Source organism: Brevibacillus sp. YAE8 (genome assembly GCF_057543335.1).
Genome location: NZ_BAAIYG010000036.1, coordinates 1 through 26,240, shown reverse-complemented (window position 1 = coordinate 26,240; position 26,240 = coordinate 1). Strand labels below are relative to the sequence as shown.

Here is a 26,240-nt window from a genome sequence, read left to right as displayed (position 1 = left end):
AAGGGCTGACGGAGGTGGAGCATGCCTGACTGGTTCAATATTTTGCTACGCTCGCTGGGAGCGCTGGCATACTTGTTTATTCTGACGAAAATCATTGGAAAGCGGCAAATCAAGCAGCTTACGCTCATTGAATACATCGTCGGCATTACGATCGGCTCCATCGCTGCCTTCATGGCGACGGAGATGGACGGACCGATTGTTCACAGTCTGATTGCCATGGGTGTTTTTGCGATTGTCCCTGTCCTGATGGAATGGCTGACGCTCAAAAGCAAGGTGCTGCGCGACTTTTTCGAGGGCAAGTCGACCGTTCTTATTAAAGAAGGGAAAATTTTGGAGGACAATCTGAAAAAGGAACGTCTCACGGCGGAAGATTTGCTGGAGCAACTGCGAATCAAAAACGTGTTCCGGGTAGCGGACGTGGAGTTCGCCCTGATGGAGACAAACGGGGAACTGAGCGTGCTCTTGAAGTCCGAGAACCAACCCGTGACGCCGCAGCAGTTGGAATTGACCGTGTCGCCGGCAGAAGAAAACCAGGTCGTCATTATGGATGGCGTCATCATGGACGAGCCGTTGGCGACAGCGGGCTACAATCGCCGTTGGGTGCGCACGCAATTGCAAAAAGCGGGCGTGGCGCTTGAAAATGTGTTTCTCGGCCAGGTCGACAAAGGCGGCGAGCTGTACCTCGATTTGTATGACGACAAAATTCAGGTGCCCGCCCCGCAAGCGATGAAGCTGACGTTTGCGACACTGAAAAAATGCCAGGCCGATCTGGAGCTGTTTGCCCTTGCGACGAAAAGCGAAGAGGCCAAACAGACTTATCAGCGTGACGCGGAGCAATTGCAGCAAGTCATCGACCAAGTGAAGCCGTTTTTGATACGGTAAAAAAGGAGTGAGAGAAAAGTGGCGGATCAAAAAAAGAAGAATCTGACCCCCGTGCAGCAAGAGTATCAGCAGTTGGCGATGCGCCATGAGCCTAAGCGTCCGCTCGTGCGCAACTTCATCCGAGCCTTTTTCGTGGGGGGCCTCATCTGCCTGATTGGCCAGGGGATTACAGAGCTGTTCATCCGATACTTTGACTTTACCGAGAAAACGGCCGGAAATCCGACAGTCGCTGTCCTGATCCTGCTTTCGGCGCTGCTCACAGGGCTGGGCGTCTACGACCGGATTGCGCAATGGGCGGGGGCGGGCATGAGCGTTCCGGTGACCGGCTTTGCCAATTCGATCACCTCAGCCGCCATCGAGCACCGCAGCGAAGGACTGGTGCTGGGCGTCGGCGGCAATATGTTCAAGCTCGCTGGCTCCGTCATTGTGTTTGGTGTTGCTGCCGCATTCGTCATCGGTCTTTTAAAAAAGTTGTTTACGATGGGAGGGTGACGCATGCGCCAGGGCCATCAGTCGTGGGTATTTCCCTCCAAGCCGGTTATTCTCGGCCACGCTGCCATCGGCGGGCCATTTGAAGCACAGGGGCCGTTGGCAGAGGATTTCGATACGCTGCACGGGGACTTGATGATCGGTCAGGAGAGCTGGGAAAAGGCGGAAAAGGTGCTGCTGGAGGAAGCGTGCTCGAAAGCCATCGAAAAAGCGGGGCTGGCGAAGGAGCAGATCAACTTTTTGCTCGCAGGCGATTTGATGAACCAGATCATTTCCGCCAGCTTTTCCGCCCGCACGCTGGCGATCCCGTTTCTCGGCATTTTCGGGGCGTGCTCGACCGCCATGGAAGGCTTGGCACTGGCTGCGCAGCTCGTGGACAGCCAGGCGGCGGACTGCGTGCTCGCGGCGACGTCCAGCCACAACGGGGCGGCAGAAAAGCAATACCGCTACCCGACAGAGTACGGCTCCCAGAAGCCGCCGACCGCCCAGTGGACGGTTACGGGAGCAGGAGCAGCGGTCGTCGGCAACAAAGGTAAAGGCTTGCGCATAGCAGGCGCCACGATTGGCCGAGTCGTGGACATGGGGATGACCGATCCGTTCAACATGGGGGCGGCGATGGCTCCGGCTGCGCTGTCGACGATCGAAACGCATTTTCGCGACTTCCAGCTCCCGCACGACCACTACGACCTGGTGGTAACGGGAGACTTGGGGAAAGTGGGGCATGCGATTTTGTCGGAACTATTGCCTAAACATAACGTGATGGTGCCGCTGCAGCGCTACATTGATTGCGGGAAGCTCATCTATGGAGACAACCCGAATGTCTGGTCCGGAGGGAGCGGCTGCGGCTGCGTTGCGACCGTTACATATGGCCACCTGCTGCGGAGGATGAGCGCAGGCGAATGGAAGCGGATGCTGGTGGTGGCGACAGGCGCGCTGCTATCGCCCATCTCGTATCAGCAAGGGGAGAGCATCCCTTGTGTCGCACACGCCGTGGCCATCGAGTCCGAGTGACCTGGAGAGTGATAGCATGACGTTTTTATGGGCGTTTCTCGTAGGGGGAATCATTTGTGTGATCGGCCAGTTTCTCATGGATGTCGTCAAGCTGACACCGGCGCATACGATGTCATCTCTGGTGGTCGCCGGGGCGGTGCTGGACGGCTTCGGGCTGTATGAGCCGCTCGTCCAGTTTGCCGGGGCAGGCGCTACCGTTCCCATCACCAGCTTCGGCAATGCCCTCGTCCACGGCGCGATGGCCGAAGCAGAGCAGCACGGGCTGATCGGCATTGTGACCGGCATTTTTGAAGTGACCAGCGCAGGCATATCGGCGGCGATCGTCTTTGGCTTTTTCATGGCCCTGATCTTCCGGCCAAAAGGCTAAAAGAGGAAAAAGCGCGTCATATGTTACCTGTGCTGCCAAAATGCTTGAATTGAACCTACTTTCGCCAGCTAGTAGAATGGTGGCGTAAGGAGGGGATGTTCATGTCATGGATGAAAAAAACATTGACGACCCTGCTCGCGGCGATGCTTGCCGTCGCGTTTGTTTGCCCTGCTGAATCTTTTGCTGCGCCGCTCTTGAAGCGAGGCAGCGAGAGCGGGGATGTGTGGGATTTGCAGTATCGTCTGCAACTGTTGGGGTATTATACGGACCGGCTGGATGGCAGCTACGGAGCGAACACCGTCCAGGCAGTCAAAAAGTTTCAAAAAGCATACGGACTGCCAGTCGATGGCGTCGCTGGTACAAATACATGGCGGGCGTTAAAAAAAGTATCGGTCAATCGAAACGAGATGCAAATGCTCGCCCAGTTGGTCTATTCAGAAGCACGGGGAGAAAGCTTTACCGGGCAGGTGGCCGTCGCGGCGGTAGCCCTGAACCGTCTGAAGTCCAAAGACTTTCCGAACACGCTCAAGGGAGTCATTTTCGAGCCGTACGCGTTTACGGCGGTCATTGATGGACAGTACTGGTTGAGCCCCAACAAGACGGCCTACCGGGCCGCATGGGAAGCAGTAAGAGGCTGGGACCCAACCAATGGTGCGCTCTATTACTTCAATCCATCGACCGCCACCTCCAAATGGATCTGGTCTCGTCCGCAAGTCGTGAAGATCGGCAAGCATATTTTCGCCAAATAACGCAGCGCGGAACAAAAGGCTCTTGATTTTGGCGCACCATGCGCCGATCAGGGGCCTTTTTTCACGAAGGCAAACGGGTCCGGTGTACGGGGCTGCCCGGCCCAAAGCGCTATTTTTCTGTCCAAGCGGCCATTTGGGAACAATTGTACATTGTGTTCCCGAAATGTTTCGATAAAATGAAACGAAAGGATTGCAAATCGCTTTTTTGGAGGATGATGATGAGGAAACAACTGATCCTGGCCTCGCTGGCAGCCTTGCTGGTCATCGGCACGCCAGTCGCAGAGGCAAAGACAAACGAGACGAATGCGACACCTTATACAGACATTGCCGACCATTGGGCCAAAAAAGAAATTGAAAAACTTTACATAGCAGGGGCTGTTGGCGACGCCGAGTCGTTCCGCCCGGACGATCCTGTCACTCGCGGCGAGCTGGTGACGATGTTTGTGAAAGCAAAGGGCATTGCGCCGGGTACGACAAGTCAGTCGCCGTTTGCCGACATACCTGCAAGTAGTTGGATGGCTCCTTTTGCGGAAACAGCTTATCGGCTCGGGATCGTCCACGGAACGAAGCAAGGAAGCCAATTGTTTTTGCAGGCTGATGAGCCTGTCACCAGAGAAGAGCTTGTGTCCATTTTGATTCGCTCCAAGGGAGAAAGCGGTGCCGTCAACCAGGTGAAATGGTCGACGACGATCCAGACACTGGCCAAGTATCCCGATGGGCAAAGCGTGGGCAAGAGCTACCAGCGGGCATTCGTTTACGCGCTGGAAAAAGGCTTGGTCAGCCCGTATGCAGACGGTACCTTGAAGCCGAAAAACGCGATGACGAGAGCGGAAGCAGCCACGTATGCGGCGCTGCACCTGGTCAAAAGCGAGGCCGCGAAAAGTTCGCAGCAGCTTTTTAACGGAACCGCTTACAAGCAAGCGCTGACCGTCCAGACGACCGCGTACAGCAATCCGAACCAGCCGATCCTCTCGTACCTGGAGTATCCGCTGCGCGAGGGTGTCGTCGCTGTCGATCCGTCCGTCATTCCGCTGGGAAGCCATCTGTATATCGACGGCTACGGCTATGCGGTCGCGGCCGACATCGGCGGCGCAGTCAAACAGCGCCATGTCGACCTGTATTTGCCGACCTTGCAGCAAGCCCGCAGCTACGGCATGAAGCAAGGCGTGAAAGTGTACGTGCTGGATTAACGCGAAGTTTTCGAACATATTTCCTGCTCTTTCCACTCATACTAACGGTGGAAAGGGGGGATTTTTTTGTGGGGCTGGGTATTTGCCGGATTGTTTGCCTTGCTGGCGCTGCTTGCCGTCACGCCAGTGAAAATCACTTGTTACTACAGTCGAAAAGAGGAAGACGACCAGCTAGAAGTCGAGATTACGGTATGGCACGGCTTGTTTTCCCGAAAATACGAGATCCCGATGCTGCTGTTCAAGGTGTCTCCTGCCGGCCCGGAGTTGGTAGCGCAGGTGGACACGATCCAGCAAGGAAGCAAAATACAGGAGAAGGTCAAAGACTTTACCCGCAGGCAAGTGAAAGAGTTGTATCACAACTACCGGGAGCTTGTCGATCGGGTGCGGGATTTGTTGCCGCTCATCAAAGACTTGTGCAAGCAGATTCACTGCACCAAGCTGGAGTGGCATACGCTTTTGGGCACTGGGCAGGCGGCTGAGACCGGGGCACTGACCGGGATCATCTGGGGCGTCAAAAGCGTGATTGTCGGCGTCCTGTCGCATTCCATCTCGCTGCGGGCGATGCCGGCGATGAGCGTCCAGCCAGTCTGGAACGCAGCCGTCATCCAGACGACGTTTCGCTGCGTCTTTCATTTTTATTTGGGTCATTTTCTTTTGTCCTTATTGAAAATTGCGCTGCGGATCAGAAGAAGCAACCAGCGCAAATGGCAAACGACGCCATCGCAGGCGTAAAAAAGCAGAAGTCGGCTCATAGGTTCAGCATAATAACGAAAGCCAGCAGTACATGCTCTGAAATCGTTGGGGGAATGTTAACAGATGAGACATACAGGAAGGAGGAGCAGCTTATTATGGCAGACCACCCCATTCAGGGCTTAATGCGTACAGCGATGGAAAACATCAAGCAAATGGTCGACGTCAACACGATCATTGGCGATCCGGTCGAGACACCTGACGGCAGCGTGATTCTCCCGATCTCCAAGGTAGGATTTGGCTTTGCGGCAGGGGGAAGCGAGTTTCAGTACGACCAGCATCACCAGGGAATCGCAGGCCACCCTTTTGGCGGCGGTAGCGGGGGCGGCGTCTCGATTACTCCGGTTGCCTTTTTAGTGGTCGGAAAACAAGGAATCCGCTCCATACCGCTTGAAAATACGACGCATCTGTACGACCGGATTCTCGATTCGGTCCCGCAGTTTGTGGACAAGATGCAGTCGCTGTTTAAAAAGCAGGAGGAACCACCTGTTCATACCCAGCCGGTAAGGGTGAGAGTAGACGAGCACGACTTGGAAGAGCTGATAGACCGGGGATAAGAAAATAAAACAGGTATGCGGCCTATGGCCAGGGCATACCTGTTTTTTATTGGCGTGGCTCGCAAGCCTTTACCACAATTGATTGAAAAACAAGCCAGTTCGCGCGGCAAAGCGGAACTGCATGCCAGAGGCTGTCGTCTGCTCGTACGGATTGGCCGACGTCGCCGCTTCATACGAGCGGGAGAACGAGGCAAACGGCTTGCTTTGCACCCGAATGACTTCCTCGCGAAAAGAGCGGGACAGGCCCGCCATTTCCTTGGCAAACCCGGGAAAGTTCGCGGACACCGCCGCACGCCAGGCCGACTCATCCAGGGCGATCTGCCCATCCGACTGTACGCGAAGCCCATAGTTGCCGAGCGCTCCGCCGGATGCTTGCGCCATCCGCGTGAACGTGTCGAGCTTTTGCGTCGCGAGTACAGGAGACTGCTCCGCCAAAAACGCATGCAGGCGGTTGTAGCCGTTGACCAGCGTGCGGGTGTGCCGCAGCAGTTGCTCCATGTCGGGCGAGATGGTGATGGCAATCTCGTTTTCCCCCGCTTGGCGCAAGGAAAGCTGCACCGCACCGTCCGAGAGCGTTACGCGATTGGACGGGCTTGTGTGCTGCACGCCATCCCACAAGTAGACAGCGTCTGATGCTTTCTGCGTGACGCGGTCCAGCCCAAGCGAGCGAACGGTATTTCCCGTCACATCCCACAGTTCAAAAGCCGCGGCGGCTCCGCTCTGCCGCGACGATACCGTCAAGGCGATGGACTGGCCTTCGGAGACGATCCGGGCGTCGAGGCCAAGGGAACTGCCCCGCAGCGCTTCCGCAATGGAGCGGAGGCTGTCCGCGTGAGAGTCGCTGGCTTGCGAATCGTAGGAAAACAGCTCCTCTTGCTCGCCCATGCGCAGGACAAATTGCTGCGGGCCTTCCAAGACGACGGTAGGAGCGTCGCCCGGCAACGCTTTGCTTGTATGGGACTGTCCGCTCGCCAGCGAGACGATGCGCAAACGGTGCGTGCCGCTCGCTGCTTGCGAATCTGCCTGGACGGCTGCCGCTTCGGGAGCAGAGGAGGCGACAGCTCGCTGGTTGATCGCGCTGTTTGGCCGAGACGGATCAAACTCGCGCGCAGCGTTGTCCAGGTCAGCAAAAAAGCGGTACAGGCGGGACAAGGAATCGGAGAGATCAGCCATCCACTGTTGCTGTCGGGTGTAGTATGGCTGCAGGCTATAGCCAAAAATCGGTTCGACAGGTGCGCCGAGCTTCGCCTGAACCATCTGGAAATGGTAGCGGCCGACTCGCTGGCTATACGGAATATGGCTGACCCGATCCAATTTCAAGTCGATCGCCTCCTTGTGAACAATTGGAATACGATGGAAATCATCGTCTGCTACTTTCCATTATAGACGATGCCTACTCCATTTCAATGAGCAGATCGCCAGTTTCGATCGCTTCGCCCGCTTTGACGTAAACGGCCTTGACTTTTCCGTCCTGCGGCGCCTGGATGGTCGTCTCCATCTTCATCGCTTCGCTGACGAGGAGGTGTTCGCCTTTGCGTACCTTGTCCCCTTCGGACACGAGCACTTTCAACACTTTGCCCGGCATCGAGGCGCCCAGGTGAGCGGAGTTTTGCGGATCAGCCTTGCGCCGGATCGTCTCCGAGACTTTGGCCGACTGGTCGCGGACGAAAATTTCCCGCGGCTGTCCGTTCAGCTCGAAGTAAATGATGCGGCGGCCGTCCGGATGCAGTTCGCCGACGGCAACCAGCTTGATAATCAACGTTTTCCCGCGCTCGATCGTAATCGCCGTCTCTTCGCCTGGACGCAGCCCGTAGAAGAACGTAGGGGTGTTCAGGACGGACAGGTCGCCGTATTCTTTCAGGCGCTGGTCATATTGCAGGTACACTTGCGGGTACATGATGTACGACAGCACATCCAGCTCGCTCGGCTCGCGTCCGATTTTTTCCACCAGCTCAGCAGCGACCTCGTTAAAATCAATCGGCGCCAGCAGTTCGCCAGGGCGAGCGGTGAAAGCGTCGCGGCCTTTCAGCACGAGCTGTTGCAAACGTTTCGGGAAGCCGCCTGGCGGTTGGCCCAGGTAGCCTTGGAAAAACTGGATGACAGAGTCCGGGAAGTCGAGGCGTTCGCCTTTTTCCCAAATGTTTTCTTCGTTCAGGTTGTTTTGCACCATGAACAGGGCCAGGTCGCCGACGACCTTGGAGGAAGGGGTGACCTTCACGATGTCGCCGCACATCTGGTTGACGACAGCGTACATGCGCTTCACCTCGTCCCAGCGTCCTTCCAGACCGACCGCTTTAGCCTGCTGTTCCAGGTTGGTGTACTGGCCGCCCGGCATTTCGTGGACGTACACTTCTGTGTTGCTGGCCTTCATGCCGCTCTCGAAGCCTTGGTAGTACGGGCGGACGTCCTCCCAGTAATCGGACAGCTTGTTGAACGACTCAAGCGACAGGCCCGTATCGCGCTCGGTGTGGGCGAGGCTCGCGATCAAGCCGTTCAGGCTCGGTTGCGAGGTCAGGCCGGACATGGAGCTGACGCACGCGTCGACGATATCGACTCCTGCTTCGACTGCTTTGAGCAGCATCGCCGCGCCGTTGCCAGACGTATCGTGCGTGTGCAGGTGGATCGGAATGCCGATTTCCTGCTTCAAGGCGGAGACGAGCTCGTAGGCAGCGTAAGGTTTTAAGAGGCCCGCCATGTCTTTGATGGCGAGGATGTGCGCCCCGGCTTTTTCCAGCTCTTTTGCCAGGTTGACGTAGTAGGACAGGGTGTATTTCGTTTTGGTCGGGTCCAAAATGTCGCCCGTGTAGCAAATCGCCGCTTCGGCCACTTTGCCTGTTTCGCGCACCGCATCAATCGCTGTCTGCATGCCCGGCAGCCAGTTCAGGCTGTCGAAGATCCGGAAGACGTCGATGCCGTTTTCCGCAGAAGCTTTGACAAACGCCTGAATGACGTTGTCCGGGTAGTTCGTGTAGCCGACTGCGTTCGCCCCGCGCAAAAGCATCTGGAACAGGACGTTCGGGATGCGCTCGCGCAAAATTTGCAGCCGCTCCCACGGCGATTCCTGCAAGAAGCGCATGGACGTGTCAAACGTGGCACCGCCCCACATCTCCAGGGAGAAAAGTCCCGCGCCGAGCTTGCCTGTCGCTTCGGCAATCGAGGCGAGGTCGTAGGTGCGCACGCGTGTGGCAAACAAAGACTGGTGGGCATCGCGGAATGTCGTGTCGGTCACGAGCACCTGCTTTTGCTCCTGAATCCAGCGGACGAGGCCAGCGGCGCCTTCCTTGTCCAAAATTTGCTTCGTGCCGTCCGGATACGGCTGGGCAAACGGCGTGCGCGGAATGCGCGGAGTGTCAAAGTGCGGCTTTTTGTCCGGCTTTGCCATGCCCGGATAGCCGTTGACAATCGTGTTGCCGATGTACGATAGTAGTTTCGAACCCCTGTCCTGACGACCGGGGAACACGAACAGCTCCGGCTTTGTATCAATGAAGGAGGTGTCGTAGTTCCCGCTGAGGAAATCAGGATGCGTCACGACGTTCTCCAGGAAAGGCAGGTTGGTTTTCACACCGCGGATGCGGAATTCGCGCAGCGTTCGAAGCATTTTGCGCGCGGCCTGGTCAAAGCTGGTTCCGTACGTGGAGATTTTGACCAAAAGCGAATCGTAAAACGGTGTGATGATCGCGCCGGGATAGCCGTTTCCGCCGTCGAGACGGACGCCGAAGCCACCGCCGGAGCGCCAGGCTGACAGGCGGCCAGCATCGGGCAGGAAGTTGTTTTCCGCATCTTCGGTCGTTACGCGACACTGGATCGCATAGCCGCTCATTTGAATCTGGGACTGCGAGGCGATCCCGATTTCCGGATCGGAGAGGGCGTGTCCTTCCGCGACGCGGATTTGCGACTGCACGATGTCGATGCCGGTAATCAGCTCGGTAATCGTATGCTCCACCTGAATGCGCGGATTGACTTCAATGAAGTAAAAGCGCTTGTCCGGCGTGAGCAAAAACTCGACCGTCCCCGCGTTGGAGTAGCCAGCTTTTTTCATGAGGGTGAGAGCGGCCTGGCAAATTTCTTCCCGCAGGTTGTCGTCAAGAGAAAGGCTTGGCGCCACTTCCACGACTTTTTGGTGGCGTCTTTGGACGGAGCAGTCGCGCTCGTACAAATGCACGATGTTGCCGTGGTTGTCGCCCAGTATTTGCACTTCGATATGTTTGGGCTGTTCCAGATAGCGCTCCAAATACACTTTGGCGTTGCCAAACGATGAACGTGCTTCGGATCGGGCGCGATCAAGCGACTCCTGCAGCTCGTCCTGGCTGCGCACGATGCGCATGCCGCGGCCGCCGCCGCCGGAAACCCCTTTGATGATGATCGGATAACCGTACTCTTTGGCAAACAGAAGAGCTTCCTGCAGCGATTCGATCGGCTCCGGCGTCCCTGGAATGACCGGAATTTGCGCTTCGATGGCAAGCTTGCGCGCTTCTACCTTGTCACCGAATTTTTCAATCAGTTCAGGAGAAGGTCCGATGAAAATGATCCCTTCCTCCTGGCAGCGCTTGGCGAAATCGGCATTTTCGGCGAGGAAGCCATACCCTGGGTGGATCGCATCGATATCGTTGCGCTTGGCGATCTCGATGATGCTGTCGATATCCAGATAGGCTTCAATCGGGCCTTTTCCGGCACCGACGAGGTAGGACTCGTCCGCTTTGAAACGATGAATCGAGACGTTGTCTTGCTCGGAGTAAATCGCGACAGTGCGAATGCCGAGCTCAGTGGCAGCGCGGAAGATGCGGATCGCGATCTCGCCGCGGTTTGCTACCAGTAACCGATTGATCTTTCTCTTTGCCAAATTTCTCTCCCCCTCCGTCTCATGACGAGACATGAAAAAATATATATAGCATAAATATACAAAATTTTCGCTATACAAGACACCCTTTTTTCTTTTTCACCATCAGCGAACAGATTGGAGTGAGTCCATGTGCAAAAGCAGCTTCCCGTTTTCGTTTACGGCACATTGCTAAAAGGTTTTCACAATCATGCGCTTTGCGTCAAGCCGTTTCCCCATACGGAAGCCAAGGCGACGATCGAAGGAGAAATCTATCATTTGCCAGAAGGCTATCCCGGCTTGCTGCTGGGGGAAGGGGCGGAAGTGACAGGCGCGATTCTTGACTTTGCCCCTGAGGTGTACGAAAAAGCATTGGCTGTCCTCGACGAGCTGGAGACGTATTACGGACAGGGGGACCCGCGCAACGAGTACGAGCGGACTGTCGTTGTTGCCCGTTTGGCCGAAACGGGGCAGGAGGTGCCCGTGTACGTCTATCGCTACCTGGACCATGACTACGTGAGACAAGCCGGGACCAAGGTAGAGCACGGCGACTGGCGGAGGTTTATGGAAGAGGCGGCTGAATAGCAGAGGCGCGTTTTGCCAAAACTGGTAGGGTAAAGGAGGGACCCTGCCATGGAATTGATGAATGCGAACCCTGCGCAAATCTGGCGCTTGCTGATTCCGCAAAGCTTCTGGATGTTTTCCGAGGAAGTTCCCGAAGACGAACTGATCTTCCATTATCGCGACCATATTTATTTTGTGAACCAGGATGGCTCGGTCTTGGCGCTGCCCAAGCCGGCCTGCTTTGAGACGCTGGATATGGGCACGCTGCTGGAGTATTTGGCGACGTCTGACGACACGATTGATTTTGACGACGAGGGCCAGTTTGACTACGGCTTTGTGCTGAAGCAGATGGGCTACATCGTCCCCGTCAGGGAGAAGCGGGAGAAGGCTACCTATCAGATCGAAATTATCAATACCGCCCTGCCAAAAGCGCACGGAACCCGCTACGAGATGAAGCATGTCGACTTCGTCTTCGCCCTCTATCACGCGCTGATGCGTTGCCACGAGCTGAACGCGAAAACCGACTGGGAGTACGAGCACGAAGTGAAGCGGATCGTGAAGGGCGATGCCAAATCGTCGGGGAAAGTGCAAGTGAATCTGTAATTTCTACTATTGGCATAGTGAAAAAAAGTGAATGATAGGGTATGATAAATGAGGTACATATGAAAGATTTGGTGAGGAGGAAGAAATCATGACAACTGCTGTTGAACGTCAAGGCGCTTTTGTTTTCAAAGGGGGTCCTGTAACCCTGCTCGGTCCGGAAATCAAAGTGGGAGATACTGCTCCTAACTTCACCGTAGTAGGCGGCGACCTGTCCCCTGTTACACTGGACGATTCCAAAGGAACCGTGCGTATCATCTCTGTAATCCCGTCCATCGACACTGGCGTTTGCGACGCGCAAACTCGCCGCTTCAACGAAGAGGCTGCCGGTCTGGAAGGCGTAACTGTGCTGACTGTATCCGTTGACCTGCCATTCGCGCAAAACCGCTGGTGCGGTGCTGCTGGCATCGACAAAGTGAAAACTGTCTCTGACCACAAAGACCTGTCCTTCGGTACGGCTTACGGCGTAGCGATCAAGGAGTTCCGTCTCTTGTCCCGCGCTGTTTTCGTTGTCGATGCAAACGACAAGGTTGTCTATGCAGAATACGTGCCTGCTGCTGGCGAGCATCCAAACTACGAAGCTGCGATCGCTGCTGCGAAAGCTGCGAAGTAAGTTTCGCGCCATAAGCTGGTATTGAGGAAACCCCCTGTTCGTCCTGGAGACGAGAGGGGGTTTTTGCTTTTGCTGCGGTTGGGCCAGAGCGTTTCCTGTGTTTGGAAAAAAAGGCTTGACGATTTTGGTAACCAGTGGTTATATTATTACCAACGGTTACTAACCACTGGTTACTTCTTCGGTGGACATCAGATCAGGAGTGAAGCTTAATCATGGCAAGCAGACAGGAAGTACGTTCAGAGGAAACGAAGCGCGCCATCCTTGCTGCGGCGACAGCGCTTTTCGCGGAGCGGGGATTCGAAGCCGTCTCGATTCGCGAGATCGCCAAGGCCGCAGGCTGCTCCCATACGACGCTCTACATTTATTTCAAAGACAAGGAAGCGCTCCTGCATCAGCTCTCCAAAGGCCCGCTGCAAAGCCTGGCCGAGCAGATGGAGCGCACGCTGGCAGACGAAGCCGTACCCCCCGAGGCGAAGCTGCGCGAAATCAGCCGACAGTTCATCCGCTTTTGCCTCGGCAACCGCAACATGTACACGCTGTTTTTCATGGTGAAAGCATCCCGCATCGACGTCGAGCAGCCGGAAAAAGAGCTCCAGGCGCTGCGCACGCATTTGTTTGCGCTGCTGCGCCGGGCGATGCAGCTCTCCTTGCCCGAAGAGGTCGGGGAAGCGGAAGCGCTTGCGTTTTCACGGATTTACTTTTATACGTTGCACGGCATTGTCGGGACTTATACGCATTCAGAGGAAACGCTGGACGGTCTGCTGGAGAGATTGGCCCCGACGTTCGATCTCGCTGTCGACGTCATCCTCGCGGGCAGCAAACAACTGATGACAAGGAGTGGTTGAAGATGAAAGCAGAGCAAATCTCGGCGCATATATGGTGCATCAAGGCGTGGATGCTGATTCCCGTGCGCGTCTGGGCGGTGCTGGAGGAGGACGGCGTGACCCTGGTCGATGCGGGGATGCCGTTCATGGCAAAAGGCATTGCGGCTTTTTTGAAAAAACAAGGCGCGGGCCCGCTGAAGCGCATCTTGCTGACGCACGGCCACTCCGATCATGTCGGGGCCGTCCAAAAGCTCGTCGCGGCGGAGCAAGTGCCAGTGTATGCGCATCGGATCGAGATTCCGTACATGGAAGGCCGCGAGCTGTACCCGCGCCGCAAAAAACGGGAGTTCAACGTACAGGCTGGCCTGGCGCAGCCGCTGCCGGAAGCAGAAGGCGGAGGATTGGCCGCCATCGCCGGACTGCAGCCGTATTGGACGCCAGGCCATTCGCCAGGGCATGTCGTCTACTATCACGAGCAGGATCGCGTGCTGTTGGCGGGCGACTTGTTTACGTCGAAGCGAGGCAGGCTGCATCGTCCCATGCCGATGTTCACCGCTGACATGACAGAGGCGGTGAAAAGCAGCCGGATTTTGCGGCAGCTTCAGCCGCTGCGGCTGGAAGTATGCCATGGCGATGCCGTGCACAATCCCGCCGAGCAACTCGACGGGTATTTGGCCGAAATGTCCCGCACCTTTTCCATTCCGGCGAGCACGCTACAGTAGGGACAAAAGCGCAAAGCTCAGTCGTGCGACAGTCTTTTGCTCATCAGGACGCTGCGGTAGTTGGTCGTGCTCCACTGCGCGTACGCGATGAAGCGATAGCCTTTTGCCGCGTAGTAGCGTCTGAGATGTTCCGCCCCTTCGGCCGTATCCAGCGCAAGTTCCGTGGCCCCGTCCGCGATCGCCAGCTCTTCTGCGCGCTGGATGAAGAGGCTGCCGATGCCGTGCTTGCGATAACGGTGATCGACAGCGAATTGGCCGAATTTGGCGACGAACGGCTCGTCGTACCAGGGCGTGCCTTTTGTCTTGGCTGGCGGATAGTAAGAAATGGTCGCGATGATTTGACCGTCAAGCAAGCCGACGAGACAGGTAGCGGAGGCGATTCTTTTCGCGGTAGTGGCTGCGTCCTGGCTCGCGGCGACAAAGTGGAAACCCATTTCGGCAAGCGTTTGATAAGCGGTGTTCAACAGGCGGGTCAACGCTTCCAGCGAGTCACGCTGCGGATCAAACTCGCGAATGAGCAGGCCGGAGCGTTCACTGACAGACGGTTCGGTCATCCTTATCTCTCCATTCTTTTGCGAGGCGCATTGCCGCGCCTCCAGGTGAATTTACTAGATAGAATAGCATGAATTTCCAAAAACGGTTGAAACGAATCGCTCTTTTTTTCGTCTAATGGGAGAGGTGATTGGATGAAAAAGGTAGAAAGGATAGCCGCGCTGTACGTGGCAACTGCCTTGCTCTTGGCAGGCTGCCAGATTGGCTGGGTCCATCAGCCGCATTCGCAACAGCTCGCCCAACCGCCGGAGCCTGTCATCGCGTGGCAAGGAAAAACAGCGGCGACGGTTCCGACCTCATCCTGCTGGAGCTACGAAAACGAGGCGGTCTGCAAAGATATGGCCGCTCCCCCGGAAGTGATCGGCGAACAAAAGCCCAAGCCGCTGCAGGTGAGTCCGGGAGCCGTGCTGACGGTTACGTTTTCGCCCCCGCCTACTGATGAATCGTTGACGGTTGCGCAATGGATCGGGACGAAGCGAATCGAGCAACTGCTGGAAAACGGCAACCAGTGGAAGGTGCCCGAGCAGCCAGGCTGGTATTTGTTCGACGTGCGCGGCCAGTGGAGCCAGGGAGATGCGGGACATGCCTTCGTGATTGAGGTCAGGCAAAACGGGCAGCAGCGCCCGCTGTAGCAGAAGCAGGTTGTCCTTGCGGCGGGTCTTTTTGCTATACTGGACAGCAGGGAATGCAGGGAAGACCTAAAGGAGAGACAACATGCAGGAAGAATTGATACGCTTTACGGCGGACGAGGCAGATGAGGGCCAGACGGTACGGGAAGTGCTGCAAAAGCGCTACGGTGTGTCGCGCCGCTTGCTGATCCGGGCCAAATTCAAAGGAACGATTACGCGCAACGGCACGCTCGTGTTTGTGAACGAACGGCTGCAAGCCGGGGATGAACTGGCTGTCATGGTAGACATAGAGGAAGAAGAGACGGTGGCTCCCGAAGAAATGCCGCTATGTATCCGCTACGAGGACGAGGACTTGATGGTGATCGCAAAGCCGGCCGGACTGGTCGTGCATCCGACGGGCAACCATCCGGGAGGCACGCTTGCCAACGGCGTGATCGCCTATTGGAAAAAGCGCGGCGAAGCGAGAAGATTTCGCGCCGTCAACCGTCTGGACAAAGATACGTCTGGCTTGATGATTGTCGCGAAAAATCAGTGGGCGCACGAGCAGTTCAGCCGGATGCAGCAGGACCGGACGCTGCACCGCTATTACCAGGCGATTGCCGAGGGGATCATCGCTTCGGAGGAAGGGACGATTGATGCGCCGATCGGGCTTGCGGAAAACTCCTTTATCACGCGGCAGATTCGGCCGGATGGACAAGCGGCCGTCACGCACTATCGCGTGCTGGCTCGCGGTGACGGCATGACGTTCCTGGAGCTGAAGCTTGCGACGGGGCGCACCCATCAGATTCGGGTGCACATGCAGAGCATCGGGCATTCGCTCGCAGGCGACGACTTGTACGCAGGCGGGCGGGAGCATATCGGCAGGCAGGCGCTGCACGCGGCGCGGCTGTCTTTTGTCCACCCGCGCAGCAAGGAGACGATGGCGTTTGCAGAGCCGCTGCCAGACGACATGCAGGCGTTGTTGCAAAAGTTTTTTCCCGCGCTGCCTGTGCATGACAAGGAAGGGATGTAGCCGAAAAAATTCGGCAATTTCCTCTGGAAAGCTGAAAGCGTTTTCGATATGATAGAAGAAACAGGAAATACGCTGGTTGTCTGCGGGGAAAAATCCCGCAAGATTTTTTTCGGTAGCAGACAGACCCAGCTTGCGCCTGACGCATGTTTCGGCATAGTTGACAAGAGCCAGGGGGAACCCTCTTGTTTGTCATGCACCGGATGAGCGAACGGGGTGAGCTGGGTTTTTTTGTTGTACAGATAAGCATGGATAAGATTTTTATCCAGTAAAAGGGCAACGAAGGCTGTGCCAATCATTGACGCAGCCAGGATTGCTCATCCAAAGAAAAGGAGTGGAGCGCATGAAAGTAGTCTCCTATCGGCCAGACGAGCAAACGGCGTGGCGGGCAGGGCTGCTGCTTGGCGAAACAGTCAGGGACATCGCAAGCGCACTTCCAGGCGCGCCGAGCACGATGCAGGAGCTGCTGGAGCAATGGGACGCGTGGAGGGAGCGGCTGGCGTCGATTTCCGAAAGCGCACCTGCTTCCGAAACAGACGTGGCGTTGCAGGGGGTGCGTCTTGGATCGCCGTTGCCGCGTCCCGCCAGCTTTCGCGATTTTTACGCCTTCGAGGCGCATGTGAAAACGGCGCGAGCACGCCGCGGGCTGGAGATGATTCCCGAATGGTACGAGTTTCCCGTCTTTTACTTTTCCAACACGGCGGCTTTTAGCGGACCGGAGGCGAGCATTCGGCGGCCGAAGACGACCCGGTGGCTGGACTACGAGCTGGAAGTGGCTTGCGTCATCGGCAAGGCGGGGACGGATATCCCTGTAGAGCGGGCGCACGAGCATATTGCGGGCTACTCGATTCTCAACGACTGGAGCGCGCGCGATATCCAGCGCGAAGAGGTCAAGGTCGGGCTGGGGCCAGCCAAAGGCAAAGACTTCGCTACCTCGATGGGGCCGTGGCTGGTGACGCCAGACGAGCTGGAAGCTGTGCGTGTGCCGGGGGAAAAAGGCGACCGCTACGATCTCGCGATGGTGGCGCGGGTGAACGGCGTGGAGTACTCCCGCGGCAATTTGCGCGACATCCACTATACGTTTGCGGAAATGATCGCGCGCGCCTCGCAGGATTGCATGCTGTATCCGGGCGATGTCATCGGCTCCGGCACGGTTGGCACCGGCTGCATTTTGGAGCTGGGGCCGGAACAGCACGGCTGGCTTGCGCCGGGCGATGTGGTCGAGCTGGAAGTCGAGCGCCTCGGCGTGCTCGTCAATACGATCAGCGAATAACGATGGAAAAAAGGGGGAAGCAGGATGGCTTTTTATCACCGCATGGGAGAAGTGCCGCAAAAGCGACACACGACTTTTTACAAGCCGGATGGAGAGCTGTACCGTGAGCAGGTCATGGGCACGAAAGGCTTTTCCGGGATTCAGTCGATTCTCTATCACCACAACCCGCCGACACAGGTGCGCGAGACGCGCAAATACGCGGACGTGCGCCTGGAATTTGTGGAGCAGGCGGATTTGAAGCATCAGCATTTCAAGACGTTTGACTTGCCGCCAGGGGGCGATCCGATTTTTGGCCGCCGCTATTTGCTCGGGAACAGCGACGTGGTCATGGGCGTCTGCTCGCCGACTGAGCCGATGGACTATTTTTACCGCAATGCGGACGGGGACGAAGTCGTGTTTGTCCACGAGGGCGAGGGCGAGCTGCAGACGATCTTCGGCACGATTGCGTACAGACCTGGCGATTATCTGGTCATCCCGATCGGCACGACGTACCGGATCGTGCCTGCGGTGCAGAGCCGCTTTTTGGTGATCGAGTCGCAAAACGAAATCGTCGCCCCTAAGCGCTATCGCAACGAGCACGGGCAATTGTTGGAACATTCGCCGTTTTGCGAACGGGATATACGCGTGCCGGAAAAGCTGGTGACGCACGTGGAGAGCGGCGACTTCGAAGTGCGCGTCAAACGGCAGTCCGTCGTCTACAGCTACTTTTTCGACTTCCATCCGTTTGATGTCGTGGGCTGGGACGGTTACTTGTATCCGTATGCGCTGAGTATTCACGATTTTGAGCCGATTACCGGCCGGATTCACCAGCCGCCGCCAGTCCACCAGACGTTTGCCGGACAAAACTTCGTCATCTGCTCGTTCGTCCCGCGCCTGTACGACTACCATCCGCAGGCGATCCCTGCGCCGTACTACCACAGTAATGTCGAGAGCGACGAGGTGTTATACTACGTCGACGGCAACTTCATGAGCCGAAAAGGCGTCTACGAAGGCTCGATCACGCTGCACCCGATGGGAATTCCCCACGGGCCGCACCCTGGCAAGGTCGAGGCCAGCATCGGCAAAAAAGAAACGAAGGAGCTGGCAGTGATGCTCGATACGTTCCAGCCGCTTTACGTCACGAAAGAGGCGTTGGCGGTAGAGGACGAAGCGTACATGTCGAGCTGGCTGCCGTCCGAGTGAACGACGTAAAAAGGCGGGATAGGAATGGAAATCGCGATTCGCGAACTGGAGCGACAGGACAAATACAAGTTGTTGATCGGCTGCATCATTCCGCGGCCGATCGCATGGGTAACTTCGCACGATGACAAGGGAGTCGTCAATGCCGCTCCCTTCAGCTACTTCAATGTCGCGAGCATCGAGCCGATGATGGTTTCTGTCGCCGTCATGCGCAAGCCGGGCAGCGTCAGAAAAGATACGGCGCGAAATATTTTGCAGACAGGCGAATTTGTCGTCAATATGGTGGACATCCACAATGTCGATGCGGTCAACCAGACCTCGGCAGACTATCCGCCAGACGTAAGCGAGGTAGACGCGCTCGGGCTGGAGGTTGGCCCGTCTGCGGCGGTCAAGGTTCCAAGGCTGCTTTCGTCGCGCATTCATTTTGAATGCAGGCTGCATCAGATTGTCGAGCTTGGCACCCCCACCACCTCCGATCTCATCATCGGCGAGGTCGTGCATGTGCATGCTGCCGACGAGCTGTATCACGCGGGCAGGATTGACCCGCACGCCTTTGCGCCTGTGAGCAGGCTGGCGGGGCATTCGTATGCGACGCTGGGCGATTTGTTTGACCGTCCGCGTCCTGTCTACGATCCTTCCGCTGGGTCCAAATAGCGCAGATGTTGTGCAAACAGAGAAAAACCGTTCCGGTGTGCGGCTGGAACGGTTTTTCTCGTGTCCGCTCGCGATCGCTAGTTCAGGCCGGGATAGCGGGAAATGGCGTCCGGCCTGATCCAACTGTTGTAGTCGGAGGCGGTCCCGGCATTGGCAGGCGTGCCGTAAGGGGTGGCGTTCGGCTCCAGCCCGAGCGGATGAACCACGCTTTGCTGGTAGTACAGCTCGCGATCGCTTTGAATGTAGGAGCGGTCCTGCCAGCCAGCCGGGGAGCATCCGCCTGTGAACAGGACCAGCAACAGGAGCACAAGTAGCGGCATAGTCGATCACCTCGTATGTAGCGTGACTTTTCTGTCCCGATTTCATACGGGCGAAGCGCATATCCGTCCAGGGGCGGAGGACAAATCCCTCTGCGGGCCATTTTGCCGCTGGGCGCTCTCGGGTATCCTTAAAGACATAGAAGGCAAGCGGACACTGCAGAGAGGAAGGAATGGTACGATGGAAAGACGTCTATATCGCTCTTCGCAAGATAAACGATTGTTTGGGGTTTGTGGAGGGATCGCCCAGTTTTTGCGCGTGGACTCGACGCTCGTGCGCGTAGGGGTCGTCATTTTGACCGTTTGCACGGGAATCCCGATTTTGCTCTACATCCTTTTGGCGATGATTATGCCAAAAGAACCGCACTGGGCTTACGCGGGTGACGGGTTCGGCATGTACGATGCTCCGATGGCAGGACGTGCGCGCATGAACGACCTCGATTCGGAAATCGATCGCCTGGAAAAGCGGGCGCTGGTGCAGGAAGTTTATCGCCTGCGGGAAGAACTGAGCAAGTACAAAGGCTTGTAAAAAGTCGAGGGGAGAGGCTTCCTGCCGCGTGCGGGGGGCCTTTTTCCTATGCCGACAAGGCACGTCTCTTTTTTGCCGACACAAGAAGCCCTTCCTGGCGTTGTCGGCGGCGAAAAATCAGCGGAACGAAATCGGCAACTTCTGCGCTTTTCGGCATAACATGTAAGGTGGGAGAATGTACATAGGGAGGGAGAAGCAGTGTATCTCGGCGTGTTCGATTTGAATCAGCGTTTGGAGCAAACCCGCAAAATGCTGCGGGAAAAGCAGCACCTGAAAAAACTGATTGAAGAAGACATCCAAGAGCTTGAGAAAGATGTCCAGGCATTGGAAGCGATGACGAACAAAGAAAAGTACGCAACCAGCGGCCAGTGATAACCGATCGCTGACAACGACAGAAGGTCCCCAAACAGCAAAAAGTGGCGACTGCGCAAAAGGCAGACGGCCACTTTTTACATTGGTCCCGGATGGGGAAAGCAAAAGCAAAAGCTTGCCTGTCGACAGGCTGCTGCGCAAAAGGAAGAGAGACTCGGGCAACGGAATCGAGCCTTTTTGCCCCCGAAAGCTGCCCGCCGCCGCCGCGCAAAAGCGGGACGGCGGCATCACGGCGTTTTGGCGTTTCGCTAATTCGCATCTGCGCCCGCGTCCGTGCAGACAGCGGCAGCGAGCAGTTTCTCGACGATCCCGGGGAGCAACTGAATCGCGGCGCTGTCGGTTCCGTACGTCTGGCTGTCCGCATAAGTGCCTTCCATCAGCAAGATCAGCGTGTAGGCCAGCTCGCGCGGATTCGCTGCGCCGAGGGCGACAGCGCGCTCCAAAAAGGCGTCGGAAATCCGCTTTTGATGCGCGCAGACCAGCTCGCGCACAGGATGGGCAGGGTCGGGAAACTCTACGGCGACGTTGAGGAAGCAGCAGCCGCGAAACTGTTTGGAGGACGCGCGGGCCGCCAGATCGGCAAAAAATTGGACGAGCTGTTCCCGCGGCCGCTCCGGATGCTTCGCCATGCTTTCCTCCCACTCTTGCCAGAAGGCCGCCTGCTTTTTTTGCATGTAGGCGAGGATCAGCGCTGTTTTCGAGGAAAACTGGCGGTAGACGCTCATTTTGTTCATTCCGGCCCGCTCCACGATGGCGTCGACACTGACGGCGTGGATGCCTTCCTGGTAAAAAAGCTCCTCGGCCGCCTGCAAAATCATTTCCTGCGCTTTTTCGCGGGGGACCCGGACTCGCTTCGTGGACGTCATCGGCGAATCAGACCCCATTTTACGCTTTCCACACGTCTGCGACGATCTCGAAGGAGCGCACGCGATCCTCGTGGCGGTACATTTGGGTCGTAATCATCAATTCATCCGCCTGGGTCGCCTCCAGTAGCTCCTGCAGCTTTTGCTTGACGGTGTCCGGGCTGCCGATGATCGAGGAGTGAAGCTGGGCTTGCACGGACATTTTTTCAAACTCGCTCCACAGTTCATCCATATTGTCTACAGGCGGCTGGATCGGTTTCAGATCGCCGCGGATGAGGTTGAGGAACGCCTGGTAGTGCGAGGTCGCCAGCCGCTCGGCAAGCTCATCCGTGTCGGCCGCCATGACGTTGACGCCCACCATGGCATACGGCTCGGACAGCACATCGGATGGACGGAAGCAGTGGCGGTACGTTTGCAGCGCAGGCAAGGTGTAATTGGGCGAAAAATGACCGGCAAACGCGAATGGCAGTCCGAGCAGCCCTGCGAGACGCGCCGAAAAATCGCTGGAGCCAAGCAGCCAGATCGGGATGTTCAAGCCTTCGCCGGGAATAGCCCGCAGCGCGCCGGCATTGTCGCTGGTGCGCGGACGCAAATACTCGCGCAGTTCTTCCAGCAGCTCGGGAAAATCGTCTCCGCCGATCCGCAGGTCGCGCCGCAATGCCCGGGCCGTGCGCTGGTCCGCGCCGGGAGCCCGTCCCAATCCGAGGTCAATTCGTCCCGGATAGAGCGACTCCAGCGTGCCGAACTGCTCGGCGATAATCAGCGGGGCGTGATTGGGCAGCATAATCCCGCCGGAGCCGACGCGCATCGTCGAGGTGCCGCCCGCGATGTGGCCGATCAGCACAGCGGTGGCGGAACTGGCGACACTGGGCATGGCGTGGTGCTCGGCGAGCCAGTAGCGGTGAAATCCCCACTTTTCCACCTTTTGCGCCAGGTCCAGGCTGTTTTGAAACGACTGGGCAGCCGTACTGCCTTCTACGATAGGAGCGAGATCCAGAACAGACAGCGGGATGTCGCGCAATGCTTTTGTCATGAAAAGAAACCTCCTCTGAGGGTCAATTTTGTTACTGATCGGTAACAAACGTACTTGCATCTTACGAAGAGGGAAGGGGGCTGTCAATGTTTCAATCGGCTGTGGCGGCACTTTGCGTCCTTTATAAAGTTTGCCGTTAAACCATTCCTTTCTTTAGTACTATATTCCATTATTTGTAAAATAAGACGAACTCTGAGTTTTTGCTGATCTAAAAAGAATATAAAAAAAGCTAAAAGGAACTGTCTAAAGTCTTTCAACATATAAGGAAGACTTGGAGCGTTGCTGGCGAAGCCAAAGAGTTTGGTGGTAAAATTAGGAAGAATGACATTCCTGCAAGGGGCCATAGGGTAGTAATGAATAACGCAATTTCCACTATATGTGAAGAATTAGGTGAGGGAATGAAACGGACGCAACTGTTTGTAGATTTGAAAATGAACAGAAAAACGGGTCCATTTTCTGATTTGCTAAGAGAGATGATCCAAACATTCCAAGAGGATGGATACGCAGAAGTGGAGGTATCTCAAGTAGTGAAAATAGACAACAATGAGTATTTAATCATTTTCAATGCAATGGCTAATGAACATAACGAGTGAAGGCACCCATGCGGTGCTTTTTTCTTTTACACGCGCGTATCGTCTGGGAAAACGGGCGGTCTTGTCCACCTCATCATCGGTCGATGACGGAGCAACGTTTCCGAAATACAAAAAGAGGCGTCTCAAAGTCGAAAAATCGACTGTTGAGACAGCCCCTTTCAAGCGCAAGCCAAGCTGCGCAACCGCACATTTTTGCAGGTGCCTACTGCTTGGTCAAAATAAGCGGCCCATCCGCAGTAATCGCAATCGTGTGCTCGTACTGGGCCGACAGCTTGCCGTCGCGCGTTCTCGCCGTCCAACCGTCCTCGTCGATGGTCGCATGGTAGGTACCGATGTTGAGCATCGGCTCGATGGTGATGACCATGCCTTCCTTGAGGCGCTGGCCTCTGCCCGGAGGACCGAAGTGCGGAACGAACGGCTCCTCGTGCATTTCCTGCCCGATCCCGTGGCCCGTGAAGTCGCGGACAACCGAGTAGCCCTGCGCCTGGGCGTACGTTTGGATCGCGTGGGAAATGTCCCCGATCCGGTTGCCGACAACAGCTTGTTCAATCCCCAGGTACAGCGACTTTTCCGTGACCTCAAGCAGTTTTTTCGCTTCCGGGGAGACGGTGCCCACCTCGTACGACCAGGCGGAATCGGCCAGCCAGCCGTTTTTGCGCACGACCATGTCAATGGTGACGATATCTCCGTCGCGCAGCGGCTCCTTTTTCGGGAAGCCGTGGCAAATCACGTCGTTCACCGACGCGCAGGTGGCATATGGATAGCCGTGAAAGCCTTTTTGTTCAGGAGTGGCGCCATGGCTGGCCAAAAATTCTTCTACAAATTCATCAATTTCCCAGGTCGTGATCCCGGGACGAATCATCGACGCGATTTCGCGATGGCAGGCGGCCAAAATTTTGCCTGCGGCATGCATCAGTTTGATTTCTTCGGGTGTCTTGAGGATAATCATCGACTCTCTCCTTGTCCTCGCGTTAGTTCTCTTGCTCTCTACAGTATATAGTGTAGACCTGTTTGGGGCTAATTGCCACAGGCAAAACCGCATGGTAGGATGAGGAAGAACGAAACAACCGGGGGGTAGGTAGCGTGGACAAGTTTCAAGAGTATCTGGCGAACTACCAGATTCATGTAAAAGACGATATCGAAAAACGGATTGCGTTTATTCGCGAGCAAATTGACGGAAACGGGCTCGGCGGTGTGGTTGTCGGCATTTCCGGCGGTATCGACAGCGCGGTAACGGCTGCGCTGTGTGTACGCGCTCTCGGCCGCGATCGCGTCGTTGGCGTGTGGTTGCCCGCGTACTCGCAAAACGTCCATGCAGAAGACTCGCAGCGCCTGGCGGAAGCGATCGGACTCAACCTGCACACCGTCGATGTAGGCCCTGCCTACGATGCGCTCGTGCCCGCCATTGAAGGCGTGCTTGCGCTTGGCGACAAGACAAAAGGAAATACGAAAGCCCGTCTGCGCATGACCGTGCTGTACGCGATTGCCAATCAAAAAGGCTACCTCGTCGCGGATACGTGCAACCGCAGCGAAATTCACGTCGGCTATATGACCAAGGGCGGAGACGGACTGGCCGACTTCAACCCGGTGGCAAGCCTGACGAAGCACGAAATGCGCATCCTCGCAGCCGAGCTTGGCGTGCCGGAGTCGATTATTACCAAAGCACCTTCTGCCGATCTGTGGGAAGGCCAGACAGATGAGCAGGAAATGGGCTTTACGTACGAGGACCTCGACCGCCTGCTGATTACAGGCGAGACCAGACCGGAAGCAAAAGAACGGATCGACTACCTGCACCGCATCTCGGAGCACAAGCGCAATCTGATGCCAGGTATTTAATATGGCCGACTACAAGCTGTTTACCAGTTGCCTGTGGCAGACGACCAGCGCCGTCGTTTCGACGGACGATCGGCTCTACCTGTTTGACCCTGCCTATTTTCCGCACGAGATCGAGGCGATTGCCGACTACGTGCAAAGCGTGCGAGACGGGCGGGAGCTCGTTCTCGTCCTGACGCACGGCGACTGGGATCACATCGCGGGCTACCCTCGCTTCCCGGACGCCAGGCTGATCGGGCACAAACAGATTGCGTCGCCTGAGCGGCTTGCCAAACAACTGCGGAAAACAAACCGATTTGACGGCTCGTACTATGTGCATCGCCCGTACGAGCTGGTTCCCCCCTTTGTTTGACAAGCTGGTCGAGCAGACGGAAGCGTGGGAGGAAGTAAAATTTCTCCCCGTGCCCGGGCATAAGCAAGACCAGTTGGCGACGCTTTTTTGCGCGCAAAAGCTGCTCGTGGCAGGCGACATGCTCTCCAATCTCGAGTTTCCTTTTATTGCGGACAGTAGCGACTATGCAGCCAGTCTGGCCGCGATCCAGAAGCTGGTGGAGGACGGCGAGATCGCGGAGGTCGTGCCGGGGCACGGCGTTCCGGCGAAAGGGCGCGAGGAAATCATGCACCGGATCAGGCGCGACCAGCAGTATCTGCACGATACGCGAACGCTCATCTTCGAAGGGGTGGCAGCCGGACTGGACGAACAGACCTTGACCGAGCGTTTTGGGCAAATTTGTTACGACGGCCAGCCGATCAACGAACATTTGCGCGATGCCCACGAGCAGAACCGGGTGCAACTGATGAAGGAAGCCAAGTCGCTTACGGGTTGATTATTGGGCGGTTTTGTACGATAATAGAGGTTACGCACAAAACTTTCGAGGAAAGAGGTGGAACAGATGTCGACGACTGAATTGATGCTGCGAACAAGTCTGGAAGGCCGCGTGAAGCGTACGTTGCAAACGTATTTCCGCCGTCCTAACGACGTGTTGGTAAAGGAAAGCCTCGGAGCGAACGGCCTGTCCCCAGAACAAGTGGAAGTTACGATGGAGCTCTTGACACAAGGCTATACTGTTGCTGAAATCATTGAGCAACTGCGGAATAAAGGCTACTTCGCATAAGCTGCACAGGAAAAAGACCGGACTGACATGGTCATAGCCCCGTCAAGTAGACACTAAAAAAAGACGCTATCTTAAGCGGCGATCGATTCCCGGTATTGGACTGGGGAGAGGTCGCCGAGTTTTTTCTGGAACCGTTCTGTATTGTAGAATTCGAT

The 26,240-nt window shown here is 56.4% G+C and carries 33 protein-coding genes; 25 read left to right on the top strand and 8 right to left on the bottom strand.

Annotated elements, in window-relative coordinates; genetic code table 11:
* The first annotated feature begins 21 nt into the window (after nt 1–21).
* The 8 genes from AC27IT_RS25230 (at nt 22) to ytfJ (ending at nt 5,995) form a co-directional block, all read left to right on the top strand.
* Entirely contained in the window at nt 22–882 is an 861-nt protein-coding gene (locus tag AC27IT_RS25230) for a DUF421 domain-containing protein (RefSeq protein WP_025848935.1), read from the top strand.
* An 18-nt stretch (nt 883–900) separates the two neighbouring features.
* On the top strand, nt 901–1,374 hold the full coding sequence (spoVAC, locus tag AC27IT_RS25225; RefSeq protein ID WP_025848937.1) for a stage V sporulation protein AC: 474 nt from the start codon (nt 901–903) through the stop codon (nt 1,372–1,374).
* A 3-nt stretch (nt 1,375–1,377) separates the two neighbouring features.
* On the top strand, nt 1,378–2,382 hold the full coding sequence (gene spoVAD, locus AC27IT_RS25220) for a stage V sporulation protein AD (protein WP_025848938.1): 1,005 nt from the start codon (nt 1,378–1,380) through the stop codon (nt 2,380–2,382).
* 16 nt (nt 2,383–2,398) lie between these two features.
* On the top strand, nt 2,399–2,749 hold the full coding sequence (gene spoVAE, locus AC27IT_RS25215; protein WP_005835433.1) for a stage V sporulation protein AE: 351 nt from the start codon (nt 2,399–2,401) through the stop codon (nt 2,747–2,749).
* Nucleotides 2,750–2,850: 101 nt separating this feature from the next.
* Complete coding sequence (gene sleB / locus AC27IT_RS25210; RefSeq protein ID WP_025848941.1) at nt 2,851–3,498, top strand: spore cortex-lytic enzyme; 648 nt, start codon at nt 2,851–2,853, stop codon at nt 3,496–3,498.
* Nucleotides 3,499–3,716: 218 nt separating this feature from the next.
* Nucleotides 3,717–4,688 (top strand): S-layer homology domain-containing protein, encoded by a 972-nt coding sequence (locus AC27IT_RS25205; RefSeq protein WP_025848943.1) that lies wholly within the window; start codon nt 3,717–3,719, stop codon nt 4,686–4,688.
* A gap of 66 nt (nt 4,689–4,754) precedes the next feature.
* The gene (locus AC27IT_RS25200; protein WP_025848945.1) at nt 4,755–5,420 is read left to right on the top strand and encodes a DUF2953 domain-containing protein; all 666 of its coding nucleotides are present in this window, start codon (nt 4,755–4,757) and stop codon (nt 5,418–5,420) included.
* Between the two features lie 116 nt (nt 5,421–5,536).
* A complete protein-coding gene (gene ytfJ / locus AC27IT_RS25195) occupies nt 5,537–5,995 on the top strand; it encodes a GerW family sporulation protein (protein ID WP_005835438.1) in 459 nt (152 codons plus the stop codon).
* A 69-nt stretch (nt 5,996–6,064) separates the two neighbouring features.
* Here the strand turns inward: ytfJ and fliD are convergent, their stop codons facing one another.
* Together fliD and pyc are read right to left on the bottom strand one after the other, a co-directional pair.
* Complete coding sequence (fliD, locus tag AC27IT_RS25190; protein ID WP_025848947.1) at nt 6,065–7,315, bottom strand: flagellar filament capping protein FliD; 1,251 nt, start codon at nt 7,313–7,315, stop codon at nt 6,065–6,067.
* A 73-nt stretch (nt 7,316–7,388) separates the two neighbouring features.
* Nucleotides 7,389–10,835: a pyruvate carboxylase gene (gene pyc, locus AC27IT_RS25185; protein ID WP_007784636.1), complete on the bottom strand. Its 3,447-nt coding sequence runs from the start codon at nt 10,833–10,835 to the stop codon at nt 7,389–7,391.
* Nucleotides 10,836–10,964: 129 nt separating this feature from the next.
* Here pyc and AC27IT_RS25180 point away from each other — a divergent pair, with 129 nt between their 5' ends.
* The 5 genes from AC27IT_RS25180 to AC27IT_RS25160 all read left to right on the top strand — a co-directional run bounded on the left by AC27IT_RS25180 (nt 10,965) and on the right by AC27IT_RS25160 (nt 14,134).
* The gene (locus tag AC27IT_RS25180) at nt 10,965–11,396 is read left to right on the top strand and encodes a gamma-glutamylcyclotransferase family protein (RefSeq protein WP_005835440.1); all 432 of its coding nucleotides are present in this window, start codon (nt 10,965–10,967) and stop codon (nt 11,394–11,396) included.
* Nucleotides 11,397–11,444: 48 nt separating this feature from the next.
* Complete coding sequence (locus AC27IT_RS25175) at nt 11,445–11,978, top strand: hypothetical protein (protein ID WP_005835441.1); 534 nt, start codon at nt 11,445–11,447, stop codon at nt 11,976–11,978.
* Between the two features lie 88 nt (nt 11,979–12,066).
* The gene (tpx, locus tag AC27IT_RS25170; RefSeq protein ID WP_005835444.1) at nt 12,067–12,588 is read left to right on the top strand and encodes a thiol peroxidase; all 522 of its coding nucleotides are present in this window, start codon (nt 12,067–12,069) and stop codon (nt 12,586–12,588) included.
* 212 nt (nt 12,589–12,800) lie between these two features.
* Complete coding sequence (locus AC27IT_RS25165) at nt 12,801–13,433, top strand: TetR/AcrR family transcriptional regulator (protein ID WP_026557513.1); 633 nt, start codon at nt 12,801–12,803, stop codon at nt 13,431–13,433.
* Between the two features lie 2 nt (nt 13,434–13,435).
* Entirely contained in the window at nt 13,436–14,134 is a 699-nt protein-coding gene (locus AC27IT_RS25160) for an MBL fold metallo-hydrolase (RefSeq protein ID WP_005835447.1), read from the top strand.
* Between the two features lie 17 nt (nt 14,135–14,151).
* On the opposite strand, the gene AC27IT_RS25155 is transcribed toward AC27IT_RS25160, so the two are convergent.
* Complete coding sequence (locus AC27IT_RS25155; protein WP_005835448.1) at nt 14,152–14,688, bottom strand: GNAT family N-acetyltransferase; 537 nt, start codon at nt 14,686–14,688, stop codon at nt 14,152–14,154.
* Between the two features lie 132 nt (nt 14,689–14,820).
* Here AC27IT_RS25155 and AC27IT_RS25150 point away from each other — a divergent pair, with 132 nt between their 5' ends.
* The 5 genes from AC27IT_RS25150 (at nt 14,821) to AC27IT_RS25130 (ending at nt 19,430) form a co-directional block, all read left to right on the top strand.
* Entirely contained in the window at nt 14,821–15,318 is a 498-nt protein-coding gene (locus AC27IT_RS25150) for a hypothetical protein (RefSeq protein WP_005835450.1), read from the top strand.
* 82 nt (nt 15,319–15,400) lie between these two features.
* Entirely contained in the window at nt 15,401–16,327 is a 927-nt protein-coding gene (locus tag AC27IT_RS25145) for an RluA family pseudouridine synthase (protein WP_005835452.1), read from the top strand.
* Nucleotides 16,328–16,667: 340 nt separating this feature from the next.
* Nucleotides 16,668–17,597, top strand: a complete 930-nt coding sequence (locus tag AC27IT_RS25140; protein WP_005835454.1) for a fumarylacetoacetate hydrolase family protein — start codon at nt 16,668–16,670, stop codon at nt 17,595–17,597.
* 24 nt (nt 17,598–17,621) lie between these two features.
* Nucleotides 17,622–18,779 carry a homogentisate 1,2-dioxygenase gene (locus AC27IT_RS25135; RefSeq protein ID WP_005835456.1) on the top strand — a complete coding sequence of 386 codons (1,158 nt, stop codon included), beginning with the start codon at nt 17,622–17,624 and terminating at the stop codon, nt 18,777–18,779.
* 24 nt (nt 18,780–18,803) lie between these two features.
* A complete protein-coding gene (locus AC27IT_RS25130) occupies nt 18,804–19,430 on the top strand; it encodes a flavin reductase family protein (protein WP_007784630.1) in 627 nt (208 codons plus the stop codon).
* A 77-nt stretch (nt 19,431–19,507) separates the two neighbouring features.
* On the opposite strand, the gene AC27IT_RS25125 is transcribed toward AC27IT_RS25130, so the two are convergent.
* A complete protein-coding gene (locus AC27IT_RS25125; RefSeq protein WP_005835460.1) occupies nt 19,508–19,750 on the bottom strand; it encodes a hypothetical protein in 243 nt (80 codons plus the stop codon).
* Nucleotides 19,751–19,928: 178 nt separating this feature from the next.
* On the opposite strand from AC27IT_RS25125, the gene AC27IT_RS25120 reads away from it, so the two are divergent.
* Nucleotides 19,929–20,276: a PspC domain-containing protein gene (locus tag AC27IT_RS25120; RefSeq protein ID WP_007784626.1), complete on the top strand. Its 348-nt coding sequence runs from the start codon at nt 19,929–19,931 to the stop codon at nt 20,274–20,276.
* Between the two features lie 198 nt (nt 20,277–20,474).
* Nucleotides 20,475–20,648, top strand: a complete 174-nt coding sequence (locus AC27IT_RS25115) for a hypothetical protein (RefSeq protein ID WP_005835464.1) — start codon at nt 20,475–20,477, stop codon at nt 20,646–20,648.
* Between the two features lie 248 nt (nt 20,649–20,896).
* On the opposite strand, the gene AC27IT_RS25110 is transcribed toward AC27IT_RS25115, so the two are convergent.
* Nucleotides 20,897–21,532 carry a TetR/AcrR family transcriptional regulator gene (locus tag AC27IT_RS25110; protein ID WP_007784624.1) on the bottom strand — a complete coding sequence of 212 codons (636 nt, stop codon included), beginning with the start codon at nt 21,530–21,532 and terminating at the stop codon, nt 20,897–20,899.
* A 1-nt stretch (nt 21,533) separates the two neighbouring features.
* Nucleotides 21,534–22,544, bottom strand: coding sequence for an LLM class flavin-dependent oxidoreductase (locus AC27IT_RS25105; protein ID WP_283858010.1), 1,011 nt, complete (start codon nt 22,542–22,544; stop codon nt 21,534–21,536).
* A gap of 353 nt (nt 22,545–22,897) precedes the next feature.
* On the opposite strand from AC27IT_RS25105, the gene AC27IT_RS25100 reads away from it, so the two are divergent.
* Nucleotides 22,898–23,137 carry a hypothetical protein gene (locus AC27IT_RS25100; protein WP_005828981.1) on the top strand — a complete coding sequence of 80 codons (240 nt, stop codon included), beginning with the start codon at nt 22,898–22,900 and terminating at the stop codon, nt 23,135–23,137.
* Nucleotides 23,138–23,339: 202 nt separating this feature from the next.
* Here AC27IT_RS25100 and map read toward each other — a convergent pair whose 3' ends face one another.
* Nucleotides 23,340–24,086 (bottom strand): type I methionyl aminopeptidase, encoded by a 747-nt coding sequence (map, locus tag AC27IT_RS25095; RefSeq protein WP_283858009.1) that lies wholly within the window; start codon nt 24,084–24,086, stop codon nt 23,340–23,342.
* A gap of 134 nt (nt 24,087–24,220) precedes the next feature.
* Here map and nadE point away from each other — a divergent pair, with 134 nt between their 5' ends.
* The 4 genes from nadE to AC27IT_RS25075 all read left to right on the top strand — a co-directional run bounded on the left by nadE (nt 24,221) and on the right by AC27IT_RS25075 (nt 26,085).
* Nucleotides 24,221–24,973: an NAD(+) synthase gene (gene nadE, locus AC27IT_RS25090; RefSeq protein WP_007784620.1), complete on the top strand. Its 753-nt coding sequence runs from the start codon at nt 24,221–24,223 to the stop codon at nt 24,971–24,973.
* 1 nt (nt 24,974) lies between these two features.
* A complete protein-coding gene (locus AC27IT_RS25085; protein ID WP_283858008.1) occupies nt 24,975–25,322 on the top strand; it encodes an MBL fold metallo-hydrolase in 348 nt (115 codons plus the stop codon).
* The gene (locus AC27IT_RS25080; protein WP_283858007.1) at nt 25,315–25,797 is read left to right on the top strand and encodes an MBL fold metallo-hydrolase; all 483 of its coding nucleotides are present in this window, start codon (nt 25,315–25,317) and stop codon (nt 25,795–25,797) included. Before AC27IT_RS25085 ends, AC27IT_RS25080 begins: the two co-directional genes overlap by 8 nt.
* A gap of 66 nt (nt 25,798–25,863) precedes the next feature.
* The gene (locus AC27IT_RS25075; RefSeq protein WP_007784614.1) at nt 25,864–26,085 is read left to right on the top strand and encodes a hypothetical protein; all 222 of its coding nucleotides are present in this window, start codon (nt 25,864–25,866) and stop codon (nt 26,083–26,085) included.
* A 71-nt stretch (nt 26,086–26,156) separates the two neighbouring features.
* On the opposite strand, the gene AC27IT_RS25070 is transcribed toward AC27IT_RS25075, so the two are convergent.
* The gene (locus AC27IT_RS25070; protein WP_487092157.1) at nt 26,157–26,240 is read right to left on the bottom strand and encodes a hypothetical protein; all 84 of its coding nucleotides are present in this window, start codon (nt 26,238–26,240) and stop codon (nt 26,157–26,159) included.

Bases quoted from the DNA above. Each gene is read 5' to 3' on its own strand.
- AC27IT_RS25145 (WP_005835452.1), top strand. From the start codon at position 15,401: ATGCAGGAAGAATTGATACGCTTTACGGCGGACGAGGCAGATGAGGGC.
- ytfJ (WP_005835438.1), top strand. From the start codon at position 5,537: ATGGCAGACCACCCCATTCAGGGCTTAATGCGTACAGCGATGGAAAAC.
- AC27IT_RS25150 (WP_005835450.1), top strand. From the start codon at position 14,821: ATGAAAAAGGTAGAAAGGATAGCCGCGCTGTACGTGGCAACTGCCTTG.
- AC27IT_RS25130 (WP_007784630.1), top strand. From the start codon at position 18,804: ATGGAAATCGCGATTCGCGAACTGGAGCGACAGGACAAATACAAGTTG.
- AC27IT_RS25230 (WP_025848935.1), top strand. From the start codon at position 22: ATGCCTGACTGGTTCAATATTTTGCTACGCTCGCTGGGAGCGCTGGCA.
- AC27IT_RS25165 (WP_026557513.1), top strand. From the start codon at position 12,801: ATGGCAAGCAGACAGGAAGTACGTTCAGAGGAAACGAAGCGCGCCATC.
- AC27IT_RS25085 (WP_283858008.1), top strand. From the start codon at position 24,975: ATGGCCGACTACAAGCTGTTTACCAGTTGCCTGTGGCAGACGACCAGC.
- spoVAD (WP_025848938.1), top strand. From the start codon at position 1,378: ATGCGCCAGGGCCATCAGTCGTGGGTATTTCCCTCCAAGCCGGTTATT.
- spoVAE (WP_005835433.1), top strand. From the start codon at position 2,399: ATGACGTTTTTATGGGCGTTTCTCGTAGGGGGAATCATTTGTGTGATC.
- AC27IT_RS25075 (WP_007784614.1), top strand. From the start codon at position 25,864: ATGTCGACGACTGAATTGATGCTGCGAACAAGTCTGGAAGGCCGCGTG.
- AC27IT_RS25125 (WP_005835460.1), bottom strand. From the start codon at position 19,750: ATGCCGCTACTTGTGCTCCTGTTGCTGGTCCTGTTCACAGGCGGATGC.
- AC27IT_RS25135 (WP_005835456.1), top strand. From the start codon at position 17,622: ATGGCTTTTTATCACCGCATGGGAGAAGTGCCGCAAAAGCGACACACG.
- tpx (WP_005835444.1), top strand. From the start codon at position 12,067: ATGACAACTGCTGTTGAACGTCAAGGCGCTTTTGTTTTCAAAGGGGGT.
- AC27IT_RS25160 (WP_005835447.1), top strand. From the start codon at position 13,436: ATGAAAGCAGAGCAAATCTCGGCGCATATATGGTGCATCAAGGCGTGG.
- AC27IT_RS25110 (WP_007784624.1), bottom strand. From the start codon at position 21,532: ATGGGGTCTGATTCGCCGATGACGTCCACGAAGCGAGTCCGGGTCCCC.
- AC27IT_RS25105 (WP_283858010.1), bottom strand. From the start codon at position 22,544: ATGACAAAAGCATTGCGCGACATCCCGCTGTCTGTTCTGGATCTCGCT.
- AC27IT_RS25205 (WP_025848943.1), top strand. From the start codon at position 3,717: ATGAGGAAACAACTGATCCTGGCCTCGCTGGCAGCCTTGCTGGTCATC.
- sleB (WP_025848941.1), top strand. From the start codon at position 2,851: ATGTCATGGATGAAAAAAACATTGACGACCCTGCTCGCGGCGATGCTT.
- AC27IT_RS25140 (WP_005835454.1), top strand. From the start codon at position 16,668: ATGAAAGTAGTCTCCTATCGGCCAGACGAGCAAACGGCGTGGCGGGCA.
- AC27IT_RS25175 (WP_005835441.1), top strand. From the start codon at position 11,445: ATGGAATTGATGAATGCGAACCCTGCGCAAATCTGGCGCTTGCTGATT.
- AC27IT_RS25155 (WP_005835448.1), bottom strand. From the start codon at position 14,688: ATGACCGAACCGTCTGTCAGTGAACGCTCCGGCCTGCTCATTCGCGAG.
- AC27IT_RS25120 (WP_007784626.1), top strand. From the start codon at position 19,929: ATGGAAAGACGTCTATATCGCTCTTCGCAAGATAAACGATTGTTTGGG.
- AC27IT_RS25100 (WP_005828981.1), top strand. From the start codon at position 22,898: ATGAATAACGCAATTTCCACTATATGTGAAGAATTAGGTGAGGGAATG.
- map (WP_283858009.1), bottom strand. From the start codon at position 24,086: ATGATTATCCTCAAGACACCCGAAGAAATCAAACTGATGCATGCCGCA.